Annotated in this window: 14 protein-coding genes; 6 read left to right on the top strand and 8 right to left on the bottom strand. The window is 54.7% G+C overall.

Going from position 1 to position 13,136, the window contains the following annotated elements; all coding sequences use genetic code 11:
* Nucleotides 1–142 precede the first annotated feature (142 nt).
* The 4 genes from DVA44_RS20980 to DVA44_RS20965 all read left to right on the top strand — a co-directional run bounded on the left by DVA44_RS20980 (nucleotide 143) and on the right by DVA44_RS20965 (nucleotide 2,600).
* Complete coding sequence (locus DVA44_RS20980; protein WP_246843589.1) at nucleotides 143–421, top strand: polymorphic toxin type 44 domain-containing protein; 279 nt, start codon at nucleotides 143–145, stop codon at nucleotides 419–421.
* Nucleotides 422–512: 91 nt separating this feature from the next.
* A complete protein-coding gene (locus DVA44_RS20975; protein WP_114388031.1) occupies nucleotides 513–938 on the top strand; it encodes a hypothetical protein in 426 nt (141 codons plus the stop codon).
* A gap of 12 nt (nucleotides 939–950) precedes the next feature.
* Nucleotides 951–1,145: a hypothetical protein gene (locus tag DVA44_RS25890; RefSeq protein ID WP_246843588.1), complete on the top strand. Its 195-nt coding sequence runs from the start codon at nucleotides 951–953 to the stop codon at nucleotides 1,143–1,145.
* An 84-nt stretch (nucleotides 1,146–1,229) separates the two neighbouring features.
* Nucleotides 1,230–2,600: an NAD-dependent succinate-semialdehyde dehydrogenase gene (locus tag DVA44_RS20965; protein WP_114388030.1), complete on the top strand. Its 1,371-nt coding sequence runs from the start codon at nucleotides 1,230–1,232 to the stop codon at nucleotides 2,598–2,600.
* A gap of 63 nt (nucleotides 2,601–2,663) precedes the next feature.
* On the opposite strand, the gene DVA44_RS20960 is transcribed toward DVA44_RS20965, so the two are convergent.
* Nucleotides 2,664–3,209, bottom strand: a complete 546-nt coding sequence (locus DVA44_RS20960; protein ID WP_114388029.1) for a YfaZ family outer membrane protein — start codon at nucleotides 3,207–3,209, stop codon at nucleotides 2,664–2,666.
* A 484-nt stretch (nucleotides 3,210–3,693) separates the two neighbouring features.
* On the opposite strand from DVA44_RS20960, the gene DVA44_RS20955 reads away from it, so the two are divergent.
* Nucleotides 3,694–3,909: a type II toxin-antitoxin system RelB/DinJ family antitoxin gene (locus DVA44_RS20955; protein WP_246843587.1), complete on the top strand. Its 216-nt coding sequence runs from the start codon at nucleotides 3,694–3,696 to the stop codon at nucleotides 3,907–3,909.
* The gene (locus DVA44_RS20950; protein ID WP_246843586.1) at nucleotides 3,896–4,255 is read left to right on the top strand and encodes a type II toxin-antitoxin system mRNA interferase toxin, RelE/StbE family; all 360 of its coding nucleotides are present in this window, start codon (nucleotides 3,896–3,898) and stop codon (nucleotides 4,253–4,255) included. The genes DVA44_RS20955 and DVA44_RS20950 overlap by 14 nt, the downstream gene beginning before the upstream one ends.
* A gap of 18 nt (nucleotides 4,256–4,273) precedes the next feature.
* On the opposite strand, the gene yjiA is transcribed toward DVA44_RS20950, so the two are convergent.
* The 7 genes from yjiA to kdsB all read right to left on the bottom strand — a co-directional run bounded on the left by yjiA (nucleotide 4,274) and on the right by kdsB (nucleotide 13,107).
* A complete protein-coding gene (gene yjiA, locus DVA44_RS20945; RefSeq protein ID WP_114388028.1) occupies nucleotides 4,274–5,227 on the bottom strand; it encodes a GTPase in 954 nt (317 codons plus the stop codon).
* A 10-nt stretch (nucleotides 5,228–5,237) separates the two neighbouring features.
* Nucleotides 5,238–5,441, bottom strand: coding sequence for a YbdD/YjiX family protein (locus DVA44_RS20940; protein WP_032616354.1), 204 nt, complete (start codon nucleotides 5,439–5,441; stop codon nucleotides 5,238–5,240).
* A gap of 66 nt (nucleotides 5,442–5,507) precedes the next feature.
* Nucleotides 5,508–7,661 carry a carbon starvation CstA family protein gene (locus DVA44_RS20935; RefSeq protein WP_114388027.1) on the bottom strand — a complete coding sequence of 718 codons (2,154 nt, stop codon included), beginning with the start codon at nucleotides 7,659–7,661 and terminating at the stop codon, nucleotides 5,508–5,510.
* A 217-nt stretch (nucleotides 7,662–7,878) separates the two neighbouring features.
* Nucleotides 7,879–8,766, bottom strand: coding sequence for a YafY family protein (locus DVA44_RS20930; protein ID WP_114388026.1), 888 nt, complete (start codon nucleotides 8,764–8,766; stop codon nucleotides 7,879–7,881).
* Between the two features lie 204 nt (nucleotides 8,767–8,970).
* The gene (locus tag DVA44_RS20925; RefSeq protein WP_114388025.1) at nucleotides 8,971–10,218 is read right to left on the bottom strand and encodes a capsule biosynthesis protein; all 1,248 of its coding nucleotides are present in this window, start codon (nucleotides 10,216–10,218) and stop codon (nucleotides 8,971–8,973) included.
* Nucleotides 10,219–10,306: 88 nt separating this feature from the next.
* Complete coding sequence (locus tag DVA44_RS20920; RefSeq protein WP_114388024.1) at nucleotides 10,307–12,310, bottom strand: capsular polysaccharide biosynthesis protein; 2,004 nt, start codon at nucleotides 12,308–12,310, stop codon at nucleotides 10,307–10,309.
* Nucleotides 12,310–13,107 carry a 3-deoxy-manno-octulosonate cytidylyltransferase gene (gene kdsB / locus DVA44_RS20915; protein ID WP_114388023.1) on the bottom strand — a complete coding sequence of 266 codons (798 nt, stop codon included), beginning with the start codon at nucleotides 13,105–13,107 and terminating at the stop codon, nucleotides 12,310–12,312. Before kdsB ends, DVA44_RS20920 begins: the two co-directional genes overlap by 1 nt.
* Nucleotides 13,108–13,136 lie beyond the last annotated feature (29 nt).

Genomic DNA, 13,136 nt, shown 5'->3' with positions numbered 1-13,136 from the left:
CATGAGACATTGTCAGTGTCTCCTGTAAGAATTTAGGTAAATATCATTATGAATTAAAAATAGTGATATAGTTTTTGGGATAAATAAAATAACGTACCTGCATTATGAAATTGCAAAGGAAAATTATCAAAGGAATGAATGTATGGCTATTATCCCATTGCTACCAAATGAGGGTAGGGAACTTATCCATAAGAATATACGTGAAGCGCGTATAAATGGAATGTCTAGAGACATGGCTTTGCCGCAAACGTATTGCTGGTTCTATCAAAAAGTCAGAAATCATCGCCCCTGGGATTACAAACAACAAGACAGAAAATTGGCTGATTTTGGCAATTTCAATTATGGCGCTGCAGGATTTGCAGCGGGTATTCTCGAAAAAACACTTTATATGGGAGTTGGTTTCGCCCAATCGAGAGCCTAAACCTCGCGTCCGCAGTGGGGCGCATGGTATGGAAAATTTCCTTATGGCGACGATCCACGCGACCAGTTTTGGATAAAACAAGGAATTGATTATGCGCGTCAACACGGTTATTAAGTGGCTTCATCGGTTTACCACCATCCTGCTGATTATTATTGTTGGAGGATATTTATCTTATGAATATCTTATGAATAGTCGAAACGATGATCGTTTAATCCTTAAAAAGGATATTTCAGAAAACGTAACCCTTTACGTCACGCAATATGAAGGCGGTGGTGCGACAGTTTCAGATGTATGTCGTTATTATCTTGATGATAACAAACAGACGATAGAGCAAATCAGGGAAAGAGTGCCTTTTCTGACTACAGATAATTGTCATACGGAAATTAGCGGCTACGGTAATACCGTCAACGTTAAGCTAACTGGCCGTATTTATTCTTTCAGTAACCTGACAATGTTTTATGCTCAGGAGGAATTGATTATCCCTGTTATTAATATAAATGCTACAGGAGTACGTTAAGGTAATATGGACATGCATTCAAAAAAGTTGAGGAGATTTAAACGCGATGAAATGCCTTCGTCAGGCGTTAATGACAGTAATGAACTACAGGCTCTGGCAGAGAAATCTGATAATGAAATCGATGTCAGCGATATACCTGAAGCAATGGTCAGGCGCGGTACGCGGCAGGTTTCTCAGAAAATAATTATCTTCCCCATCTCCGGATAGCGCACGCCATATACCTATCTTTACCCCCACACCCAGCTATTTTGACTACCCTTAATACCCCAAGCGGTAAAAAAGGAGGCAACAATGGCCTATCAGACAGTGAATCCTGCCAACAACAAACTCATCAAAGAATATCCTTCTCATACTGATGCTGACGTCGAAGCGGCGCTGAATACGGCTGATGCGCTCTACCATTCCGACTGGTCAAAGGGCAGTATCGACAAGCGCCTGGCGGTGCTGCATAAGCTGGCGGACCTTATTGATTCCCGCACTGAAGAGCTGGCAAAAATCGCCAGCGAGGAGATGGGGAAACTCATAGCCCAGAGCCGTGGCGAGGTAAAACTCTGCGCGCAGATCGCCCGCTACTACGCCGACAATGCGAAGCAGTTCCTTGCGCCGGTGAAATACCCCTCGGAGCTCGGCGAGGCGTGGGTGGAGCATCACCCCATCGGCGTGGTGATGGCCGTAGAGCCGTGGAACTTCCCTTACTACCAACTGATGCGCGTGCTGGCCCCGAACCTGGCGGCGGGTAACCCGGTTATCGCCAAACATGCCAGCATCGTGCCGCACTGTGCCGAGGCTTTCGCCCATCTGGTGCGTGAAGCCGGTGCCCCGGATGGGGCGTGGACCAACCTGTTTATCTCTTCAGATCAGGTGGCAAATATCATCGCTGACGATCGTGTGCAGGGCGCGGCGCTGACCGGGTCTGAGAAGGCCGGTAGCATCGTGGCGGCCCAGGCGGCGAAGCACATCAAAAAATCGACCCTTGAGCTGGGCGGTAACGATGTCTTCGTGGTGCTGGACGATGCCGATCTGGAGAAGGCGGTAAAAATTGGCGTCAATGCGCGCCTGGCCAATGCCGGACAGGTCTGTACCGCAGCCAAGCGCTTTATTATCCACGAGAAAGTGGCGGAGGAGTTCCTGGCGAAGTACACAGAAGCCTTTAAGCAGGTGAAGATTGGCGATCCGCTGGACGAAAGCACCACGCTTGGGCCGCTCTCCTCTAAAGACGCGCTGGAAACCCTGACAAAGCAGGTCGATGAGGCGGTGAAAAATGGCGCCAACCTGCATTACGGCGGCAAACCGGTGCAGCGCGAGGGCAGCTTCTTTGAGCCGACCATCCTGACCAATATCACCCGCGATAACCCGGCGTACTTCGAAGAATTCTTCGGCCCGGTGGCGCAGATTTATGTGGTGAAAAATGACGAGGAGGCGGTGAAGCTCGCCAACGACTCGCACTACGGTCTGGGCGGCGCGATCTTCAGTAAAGATACCGATCGTGCCAAAAAGATGGCCTCGAAGATCGAAACCGGGATGGTGTGGATCAACTGGCTCACCGATACCGCAGCAGAGCTGCCGTTTGGCGGGGTGAAGCGTTCCGGTTACGGGCGTGAGCTGTCGGATCTGGGGATCAAAGAGTTTGTGAACCAGAAGCTGGTGGTGATTCGCCGGTAAAAGTCTTTACCGGTACAAAGGCGGCAGCGGATGCCGCCTTTTTTATGCTTCGGCCTGGTTTTATCAGAAGGTGACGCCGCCGCCAACGTAGGCGCCGTCAATCAGGGTGTGGCCCGGACGGCCATCTTTGCCGTCAACGCTGACGTGACGGTAACCCACCTTCAGGGTAACGGGGGTAACCGGCGTCCAGCTCACGCCGCCGTTGGCTTCAACGTAGTTTTTCACGCTGTTGTTCAGTCCTTCCGGCGCGACATAGCCTTCACCATAAACGTGGATGCTGTCGGTCAGGGCCAGGTTGACGCCGCCACCGATAGGGAATGCCACGCCGTTATCGCCTTTTTTCGGCCCGAGATAGATGGCTTTCGCACCGGCATTAAGCATCACCGGCCCTACTTCCAGGTTATAACCCGCACCAACACCGCCGGTCTGGGTGCCGTCATCGGTGTTTTTCAGCCAGTTACCTTCGGCATACAGACCTGAGGAGGATTTACCCATCTCAATGTTCAGATTGGTGAAGTTTTTGCTCTGCTCAATGCTGCCGCCCATGGCCATTGCGGAGCCGGAAATCGCGGTCAGTGCAGCAAGGATGAAGATATTAAGCTTTTTCATGTTTTATGCCTCGTCATCTAATTTGTCTGCGCACACCCTAACAGGCGAGGTTTACGGCTGCAAATGTGCTCAGGCGCGCGGTTTTATGCTGTTTTTGTGTGGGATTTGTTCAGATGATGTGAGCGAAAGGTGTAAATGGTGCCGGGTCAATCGTTAAATTTTTCACGTTGAGCGGAGGTTTAGATTAGCGCCTAAACAGAAACTGAACGGGGCGGGAAAAGTAATTAGTTAAGTATTAATTGAGTTTCTTATAATTTCCGAAAATGTTTCTGAAGTAACAGATAAAAACGTGGATTTACATTTTCAACGGTAAGCTACTGCATTTCCCATTCCCACCAACATTAATTCCATTTCTGCCAGACGCTCAGAAAAAGTGCAAACCACCGTTTTTGTGGCTACAATGTAGCTACGAAAATTAGGAGGAGCTATAGATTCCGTTATTCGATCACGTATTGACAGTGAACTGAAAGCTCGCGCGGGCGATGTGCTTGAAAGCTGTGGCCTTAACTGGAGCACGGCGATACGCCTGTTTGCAGAACAGATTGTTAAAAATGAAGGGATTCCTTTTGAGGTAACCCGCAAACCTACTACACGGTTACGCAATGCGATGCGCGAAGCCGAAGAGATTTCCACACACCAGAACGGACGCTTCGATGGTGTTGAACAGCTCATGGAGAGCTTAAAGAATGGGAAAGAGTAAACGCGCCCCGCTACCGTTCCGATCTGATTACACCAAAACCTTTGTTAAGGCATGGGAACGCTACAACAAAGCAGGCCGGAGAGATATGCACGATACAGCAGCGATCATGTCGTTAGTGCTTTCCGGCAATCCCATTCCCGCCGAGTACAGCGACCACGCCCTGACTGGTGATATGCAAGGATTTCGGGAACTGCATATTGGGGGGATTATCTTCTCATTTATCGCGTCGATGATAAAAAGCATTTGGTGGTGTTTACCGACCTGGGGACACATGCGGAGCTGTTTGAGTAGCCACCTCCCCGGCGGCGCTGCGCTTGCCGGGGCTACCTGTCCCGTAGGCCTGTAAGCGAAGCGCCATCAGGCGTTACTTCCGCAATCCCGCAAACCCTGCGCGAATCTCTTCTTCTGGTAGTTCAATGCCAATAAACACCATCACGCTGTGCGGCTGCTCGTCGCCCCAGGGGCGATCCCAGTCGGCGCTGTAGAGGCGCTGCACGCCCTGGAACAGCAGGCGGTTCGGTTCGCCATCGATCCACAGCATCCCTTTGTAGCGCAGCAGTTTGTCGGCAAACGACAGCAGCAGGTTCTCCATTACCCGGGAGACTTCGCTGATATCCACCGGGTAATCCAGCTCCACCACAATCGACGCCACGTCGTTCTGCTTGTCCGCCATAAAGTGGAAGCGCGGTTTAGCGGTGATATTCTCTTCCAGCATAAAGCCATTGGTGTTGAACAGCTGAGACAGGTCGATATCGCCATGGGTGACGGTATAGATAGGGGCCCGGGAATTGATGCGCATCAGGCGCTCGCGCAGTTTTTCACTCTCGCCCGCCACATCGGTTTTGGTCAGCAGGATGCGGTCGGCGTAGCCCACCTGCGACTGGGCGATAGTGAACTGGTTCATCTGCTCGTCAGCGTGGACCGCATCGACCAGGGCGATCACACCATCCAGCAGATAGCGCTGGCAGAGGATCTCATGGGAGAAAAAGGTCTGAATAATCGGGCCGGGGTCGGCCATGCCGGTGCATTCAATCACCAGGCGGTCGAAGTCGATCTCACCGCGATCGCGGCTGTCGAGCAGGTCGAGCAGGGCATCTTCGAGTTCGTTGGAGCGGGTGCAGCAGATGCAGCCGTTGGTCAGGGTTTTGATCTGGGTGGCGCGATCGCCAATGAGCTGGTCGTCCACCGAGACTTCACCGAACTCGTTTTCGATAACGGCGATTTTAAAGCCGTGCTGTTCGTTGAGGATGTGACGCAGCAGGGTGGTTTTGCCCGCGCCGAGAAAGCCGGTGAGTAGGGTAACTGCAATCGGTGTCATGGTTTCTCCTTCAGCAGCAGCGTACGCCGCCTTCTCCTCCTCCGCCGTAGCGCGCTTCCTGACGCTCGCGGAAGAATTCGTTGTAGGTCATGTACGGCTTATCCGGATGGTTGGTCTTCATATGCTCAACGTAGTTGTCATAGTCCGGAATGCCAATCAGCATTTTCGCCGCCTGACCGAGGTATTTTTTTGCTTCGCCTAAGTTACCAAACATTGTGCCATCCAGATAGAAAAAGCCCGGTAGCGCGCAGCGATCCGGGCCTATATAGAGGTTACTGACTTAATGGTGTGAAGAGGTCTTCACGCCGCCTTCCGGCACCGGTACGTACGGCGTCTCTTTATCGGTACGACCCTCGGCGTTACGCACTTTCATCCAGGTTTTGATGCCGTAGAAGATGATGCTGTAGACCACCACCAGGAACAGAATGCTCAGACCCGCGTTGGTGTAGTTGTTCACCACGATATGGTTCATGTTGGCAATCTGCTGGGCAGTCAGCTCATTGCCGCCTGCGGCAATCTTCTCTTTGTACTGGTTAGCCATAAAGAAGAAGCCTTCCAGCTGCGGGTTGGAGCTGAACAGTTTCAGACCCAGCGCCCAGGTGGTGCAGAGCAGCAGCCACAGAGCAGGAACCACGGTCACCCAGATGTATTTGGTGCGCTTCATCTTCACCAGTACCACGGTGCCGAGCACCAGGGCAACAGCCGCCAGCATCTGGTTAGAGATACCGAACAGCGGCCACAGGCTCTTCACGCCGCCCAGTGGGTCGACTACGCCCTGATACAGCAGATAACCCCACAGACCTACGCAACCCGCGGTTCCCAGTACGCCCGCTACCAGCGAGTCGGTTTTCTTCAGGAACGGCACGAAGTTGCCCAGCAGATCCTGGAGCATAAAGCGGCCTGCACGGGTACCGGCGTCCAGCGCGGTGAGGATGAACAGCGCTTCGAACAGAATACCGAAGTGGTACCAGAAGCCCATGTCTGCCCATGGCAGCACTTTGTGGAACACGTGGGCGATACCTACCGCCAGGGTTGGTGCGCCACCGGCACGGTTCAGAACAGACGGTTCACCGATGTCTTTGGCCGTCTGCATGATCTGCTCAGGAGAGATCACAAAGCCCCAGGAGCTGACGGTCGCCGCCGCGTGGGCGCTTACGTCTTTCAGCTGCGCCATGATCAGCGCTGCGTTGTCACCGCCCATCTCATGCAGGTTCGGCATGGTAATGCCCAGGCCCGCTGGTGGGGTGTTCATCGCGAAGTAGAGACCCGGCTCGATGATGGAGGCCGCCACCAGGGCCATGACCGCCACGAAAGATTCCATCAGCATCGCGCCGTAACCGATAAAGCGCGCGTCGGTTTCGTTCGCCAGCAGTTTTGGCGTAGTACCGGAGGCGATCAGGGCGTGGAAGCCAGAGACCGCACCACAGGCAATGGTGATAAACAGGAACGGGAACAGCGCGCCTTTCCACAGTGGACCGGTACCGTCGATGTATTGGGTCACCGCAGGCATTTTCAGCTCAGGGTTGATGATCACAATGCCGATCGCCAGACCGACGATGACGCCGATTTTCAGGAAGGTCGCCAGGTAATCGCGCGGCGCCAGAATCAGCCATACCGGCAGCAGGGCGGAGATAAAGGCGTAACCAATCAGCGCAAAGGTGATGGTGGTGTCTTTAAAGGTCAGCGCCGGGCCCCAGTACGGGTCGTGGGCAATCACGCCGCCAAAGTAAATGGAGGCTACCAGCAGCACAATACCAATCACTGACACTTCACCCACGCGGCCCGGACGCAGGAATCGCATGTAGATCCCCATGAACAGCGCAATCGGCACGGTAGAGCAGACGGTAAAGACGCCCCACGGACTTTCCGCCAGCGCTTTCACCACGATCAGCGCCAGCACCGCAAGGATGATGATCATGATCAGGAAGCAGCCGAACAGAGCGATGGTGCCTGGAACGCGGCCCATCTCTTCTTTGATCATCTCACCCAGAGAGGCGCCGTTACGGCGAGAAGAGATAAACAGCACCATAAAGTCCTGCACCGCACCCGCCAGCACCACGCCCGCCAGCAGCCACAGGGTACCCGGCAGGTAGCCCATCTGCGCCGCAAGGACCGGCCCAACCAGCGGACCCGCGCCTGCGATGGCCGCAAAGTGGTGGCCAAACAGCACGTAGCGGTTGGTTGGCACGTAGTTCAGGCCGTCATTGTTAATGACCGCCGGGGTGGCGCGCGTCGGGTCGAGCTTCATGACCTTTTGCGCGATGTAGAGGCTGTAGTAGCGGTACGCCACCAGATAGACCGACACGGAGGCCACGACGATCCACAGGGCGCTGATGTGCTCGCCGCGACGCAGGGCGACGACGGCAAGGCAACATGCCCCGAGTATCCCAAGCAGCAGCCAGGGGACGTGCTTAAGTAGTTTTTTGATATCCATAATAAGACCTGGTTTTTAGATGAAAAAAGCGTCAGGGTTCGCTGTAGAGAGAGTGATTAATGCTACGGCGATCTTGCCAGAGCCTTGCGCGTGTAAAGGAAGGTAAATCGGTGAGTGGTTGTATGGCGGGATGAGCGGTCAACTGCGAGGGCGAGTGGTTCAGGCTCGCCGTCAGAGGAGGAAATTGTGTGAAGGGGATCACGATGTCAGGGGCGGATCACTCCACGTCCGCCAGATAGTTCTCCAGAGTGGCAACAAATTTCTGCTTCAGCCATGCCGGTTCCAGCACCTCGATGTTAGGCAGCCAGTAGAAGAGCAGCGGCAGGATCTGGTTTTCATGTGCGGCATGGCAGCGCAGGGTGATGCCGTTTTTATCTTCCGCCAGAATTTCCTGGCCGGGCAGCAGATCGCGGCGTTTAAAATAGTGCGCAATGGTGGTGGGAATAAGCACATCCACTTCGAATGTCTCTTCGCTGACCCACGGGTCGGGATTTTTTTCCAGTAATTCGAGGGTGTCGTTATCTGGCGTGAAGGTTTCGCTGCGAATATCCAGCCACTGAATAAGGCTTAAAGAAAACGATTTCAATCTGCCGCCTTCGGTGGCTTGTAAATACCATATATTTTTTTTGTTAATTACTTTATAAGGGTTAACCTGCCGCGATTTTCCTTTATAGAGGATCTGGCAAATCTGCTGGCCCTTAATCGCCTTCTCAAAGGCCGCAAGCTGCGCGTGAATATCCCATTTTTCTTTTCGCTCGGCCTCGTTACCGAGGATCATAATATGGTTTTCCTCTACCCGTGACTCCAGTTTCTGCCAGAATTCACGGCCTTTATCAGGAAAATAGTCATCCACATTCAGGAAGTTAGCAATGACGTGATGCAGCCCCGGGCCGGTGTGTCCCTGCGGGGAATGAATAAGCCGGTACAGCCCGTTTCCGGTGTACTCTACAATCGGCGAGAGTGCATTCAGATCGCGATAGACGGTGCGCTCAGTAATATTAAATTTATGCATCAATGCCTGGCGGTTAACCACGCCGTGTAAATGAAGCTCCAGCAGAATATCTACCAACCTTTCAGCCGAGCGACTCCTGGTCGGAATTGTCATATAGCTTTCCCGTGATCTAAAACATTGCTGTGAATTACGCCGGTGCGGGCTGACAAAATATGTCAGTGCAAAAAACGGCGTGAAAATTTGTCTTAGGTTATAACGGCCAGATTAGGGATAAACATTAGTTATTTTTACAACGAGGGGATAAAAGCGAGGGGCAGATCGGATCCGCCGGGGCAATCTCCCCGGCGGAGTGGTGAATTAGCGTTCGAGTTCGGAATCGGTAATAGAATCCGGCAGGGGGAGTTCGGTCGGGACGTTAAGCCAGTCGGACTTACCGTAAAACACGGCGTTGATCTGCGTGTTGTAGAGCAGGTGGGTACGAAAACGGTGGAAAAGCTGTTTGTCAGGCGCGAAATCCGTTTGCCAGAACTGGTTCAACGGCCCCTGCCAGGTTAAGCCTTCGATGTCATACAGCGCTTTGCCCATCACCTTGAGCGGCTTGTTGTGGATCAGCGCCGACAGCCCCGCAGTGCTGTTAACGGTGATCACTCCACGGGTGTGGGTCAGCAGGGCGGGCAGGGAGAGATCGTGGATATAGATCACCCGGTCAGTCGTAATGCCGTACTTCTCGCACAGCGTATTAATCAGCACGCCATAATAGCGGTGACCACGATCCATCGGATGATGCTTGAACACCAGATGGAGTTCTTTCGGCGCATGGCGGGCAAAGGAGCGGATCACGGTTTCGATATAGTCACGCACATCTTTATACGGGCTGTGGTGAATGATCTGGCTGTCGTTGTAGACCTGCAAAATCGCCAGGTAGTACGCGTTGTCCAGCGTTTCGGTGATATGGCTCAGCATGTGGCGCTGCTTCCAGCGATACCACAGCTTACGACGGCCGGCACGGACCCAGCAGTGCATCTCATACCACGGGGAGAATGACTTGTGGTGGCGGTAGCCGCGATAGCGATGGCGACCAAACCAGCCCGCCGCGTAATAAAGCATGGCGTGGGCGGCACGGTTAAAGGCGCTGGGCTTCCACGGCGTCGGGGTTTTCAGCTCCGGCAGCGGCTGCTCGCGATAGTATTTCGCATCGATGGGCATTGAGGAGAAGGCGTTCACGCCGCCTTTTTCCAGGGTGATATAAAATGGCCGGAAATACCCCTCCTCAAAGGCGAGAAAGTCGATGGCTTTGCAGCGCGCCCACTTCTTCGCTTCGACATGCATCGGGCGGCAATCCCCGAAACAGACGATGGTGTCGAAGGCGTACTCTTTGTGCAGATCGCGCAGCCAGAAGGCAAAATTTTTCACCGGGCCGGTGTAGTGCAGCGACGTCTCTTTTGCGGCATACCAGGCGTCTCCGGCATTAAAGCAGACCTGCTTCACTTCGCGGTGGCTGTGCTGCAGCCAGGTCGCCAGACGTGCAAAGCAGGGGCCCATCGGTCCTTGTAATAAAAGATATCGGCGGCCATTTAATAAATGGCGTATGGCTTGCTCTTCCATTTCTTTTCCCAGATCCGTTCCGTTGATGAGACAGGTGATTAACGGCTTGATGACCGCTTTTCTTTAATACATCAGGAGAAATCGTTCGCTAGCGAAGCGTCTGCGCCAGATAGCTCAGTTTTAACTGCCAGCGCTGCCAGCGGCTGGCTTTTTGCGATGAGGAGTTACCCTGCGCGGCCAGCTGGCGGATCAACTGCTCCGGGCTCATCCACAGCCCGCTCTGCCAGTCGATATAGCGCGGATAGGCCACCAGAGTCAGGTAGACCAGCGCCGCCAGTGGCAGAGGGCGCTGACGACGCGGGGCAGGATGCCTGTCTTCGGTCAGTCCCCAGCCGCTGTAGAACGGCTGGCCCCAGGTGGTGACCTTCACCCCCTGCACCAGCGCTTCAAAGCCGCTCAGCGACGTCATGGTGTGCAGCTCATCCACATGGGGATAGAGACTGGTCAGGCCGAGATCCAGCACCTGGCTGTCGACGCAGTGGGCCAGACATTCTGCAGAGATAGCCCCGGCCCGGTTGCCCGCCACCACGTCCGGGTGCGGTTTAAAGAGGATGTGCGCCTCCGGTCTGGCGTCCCGTACCGCCCACAGCAGCGCTTCGTTGCTGCGGATCACCGGGCTGCCGGTGAGGATCGAGGCATCGCCATCCACCTGGCCCACCACCAGCACCAGCGAACGGCCATCAGCAGGTGGGGTGAACGGTTTGACGGTGCCAACGTTATATTTGCTCACCCCATGCTGGCGGAGCAGATCCACCAGCGTCTCGCCGCGAGCCAGCTCCTGGTCAGTAAGCTCATGCTGATTAAGCAACTGCTCCAGTCTGCTTGGACGGCGACTGTCGAAGTAGATCCCTACCGGGTCGATGGAGAGCGACGAGGGGCGGCACAGGTTCGAGCCCAACCCCCGGGAGCGGATAAAACCATCTTCCACCCGGATGGCGCTTTTAAGTTCAGGATGGCGGCTGCCCCAGACCAGCACCTGTTCGTCGGCAGCCAGCGTTTCAGGCAGCTTGCGCACAAAGTGCAGCTCTTCGGCCAGCGGCTGGCAGAAGGCGCGCATAAAGGCGCGCTTCCACAGCGAGAAGCCCACCATATAGAGACGGCGATAGCGTGGGGTGGGATTCTGCTGACCGGCAATAATGTCGAGCACCTGTTCCACTTCGCAGCGCTGGCCCAGGATCGGGTCCAGATAGCGCGGGTAGAGGATCAGCGCCGCCGCCACCAGCTGGGGCAGGGCGATCGGCCCCTGACGGCGCGGGCAGGTTTTGCTGTCGTGGGTCAGCCCCCAGCCCGCGTAAAACGGCATGCCGAAGCAGTGGACCGCTTTCCCGAGCAGCAGCGCTTCAAAGCCCATCTGGGAGGAGACGGTATAAACCGCCTCTACGCTGTTCAGCAGGGCGTGGGGATGGCAGTGTTCGGCCACCACCTCCACGTCGTCCAGCGCCAGCCGCGCCAGCACGCCGCTTTTTTTACCCAGCCGGGTATCCGGATGAGTGCGCAGCAGCAGGCGGGCATCGGGGTGGTTACGGCGGGCCGCCGCCACCATTGCGACAAAATCGTCTTCGCTTGCCAGCGCACCCGGGATGGAGAGATCCCCCGCCACCTGGTCAATCAGCAGCACTTTAGGGCGCGGGTCGCTATGCAGGCGGGCCGCCAGCGTATCCGGCAGGCCGCTGCCTGCGGTATAGCAGTTGTACTTGGTGATGCCGAGACGCAGTAGTTCAGCTATGAGCGCTTCGGCACGCGCCAGCATGCTGTCATCGCAGGGGGTCGCGATCAGCTCTTCAAGGCGGCTCGGCTGTCGGGCATCGTAGTAAATTCCCACAGGATCGGCGATCAGGGAGACGGCCTTGCCCCCCCGGGCGGGATGGCCAATATACCCGATAAAGCCATCCTCAAGCTGCCAGTACGGCAGCCCGAGTTGCTGGGCTTTTTGTTTGATTTGGCGGGTATTAGCTTTTTGGCCCCAGCCAGCAAACAGGTCTCCTGGTTCCGCATGCGAGCGGGACGAATAGTGCTCAATATTCTGCCCAAGAAGCGGGGCAATCTGATGGCGACGGGAATACACTCCTTTGCTGCTGACCCAAACCGTCATTATGCTGTTGCAACCTCAGACTCGAAATGTCTCTGAATCCGAACCAAATCTTCTGGAGTATCAACCCCATGTGGAGGCGCTTGCTCGACACGAGCAACGGCAATCTTAATGCCATGCCAGAGTGCTCTAAGTTGCTCCAGTGACTCCAGTTGTTCTACAGGGGAGACTGGCAGATCGCTGAGAGACATGAGGGTACTGACTTTATAAGCGTATAAACCGATGTGACGTAACCAGCTCGTGGTTGTGCTGGTAAGGGCGACTTCTGCATTAGTGCTTTGCAACTGGGCGAATTTGTCCCGATCCCATGGAATTGGTGCGCGAGAAAAATAGAGTGCCTGGCCTGCAGCGTTTGTTACTACTTTGACGCATTGGGGAGCCATGACTTGTTCGAAATCCACAATAGGGCATGCCAGTGTGGCAATCCCACTTTCCCTGTCAGCCGCTAAAGTATCAGCCGCCAACTGGATCAGATGAGCGGGAAGCAAGGGTTCGTCGCCCTGAACATTGACCACAATCTCGTTGTCAGCCCAGCTTTGTAGCTTAGCGACTTCAGCAAGCCTGTCTGTACCACAACTGTGATTAACATCAGTCATTACCACATTGGCACCGAAAGCCGTAGCTGCGTCATAGATGCGTTGGTCATCGGTTGCAACCCAGATATCCACGGACGGGATTCCGGTTTCCAGTGCTCGTTGCCAGACATGCCAAACCATAGGACGACCATTAATCAGGGCCAGGGGCTTGCCTGGTAAACGACTGGAACCATAACGGGCTGGAATCACGATTTTGTAAGACATAAAAAAGTCCATAAATTTATCGGCAGGGC

It is taken from the genome of Leclercia sp. W17 (assembly GCF_003336325.1).
Lineage (GTDB): Bacteria > Pseudomonadota > Gammaproteobacteria > Enterobacterales > Enterobacteriaceae > Enterobacter.
Note: the sequence above shows the minus strand (reverse complement) of the source record. Positions and strands in the feature narration are given on the sequence as shown.

Coding starts and splice junctions, on each gene's coding strand:
- DVA44_RS20980 (WP_246843589.1), top strand. CDS start 143: ATGGCTATTATCCCATTGCTACCAAATGAGGGTAGGGAACTTATCCAT.
- DVA44_RS20975 (WP_114388031.1), top strand. CDS start 513: ATGCGCGTCAACACGGTTATTAAGTGGCTTCATCGGTTTACCACCATC.
- DVA44_RS25890 (WP_246843588.1), top strand. CDS start 951: ATGCATTCAAAAAAGTTGAGGAGATTTAAACGCGATGAAATGCCTTCG.
- DVA44_RS20965 (WP_114388030.1), top strand. CDS start 1,230: ATGGCCTATCAGACAGTGAATCCTGCCAACAACAAACTCATCAAAGAA.
- DVA44_RS20960 (WP_114388029.1), bottom strand. CDS start 3,209: ATGAAAAAGCTTAATATCTTCATCCTTGCTGCACTGACCGCGATTTCC.
- DVA44_RS20950 (WP_246843586.1), top strand. CDS start 3,896: ATGGGAAAGAGTAAACGCGCCCCGCTACCGTTCCGATCTGATTACACC.
- yjiA (WP_114388028.1), bottom strand. CDS start 5,227: ATGACACCGATTGCAGTTACCCTACTCACCGGCTTTCTCGGCGCGGGC.
- DVA44_RS20940 (WP_032616354.1), bottom strand. CDS start 5,441: ATGTTTGGTAACTTAGGCGAAGCAAAAAAATACCTCGGTCAGGCGGCG.
- DVA44_RS20935 (WP_114388027.1), bottom strand. CDS start 7,661: ATGGATATCAAAAAACTACTTAAGCACGTCCCCTGGCTGCTGCTTGGG.
- DVA44_RS20930 (WP_114388026.1), bottom strand. CDS start 8,766: ATGACAATTCCGACCAGGAGTCGCTCGGCTGAAAGGTTGGTAGATATT.
- DVA44_RS20925 (WP_114388025.1), bottom strand. CDS start 10,218: ATGGAAGAGCAAGCCATACGCCATTTATTAAATGGCCGCCGATATCTT.
- DVA44_RS20920 (WP_114388024.1), bottom strand. CDS start 12,310: ATGACGGTTTGGGTCAGCAGCAAAGGAGTGTATTCCCGTCGCCATCAG.
- kdsB (WP_114388023.1), bottom strand. CDS start 13,107: ATGTCTTACAAAATCGTGATTCCAGCCCGTTATGGTTCCAGTCGTTTA.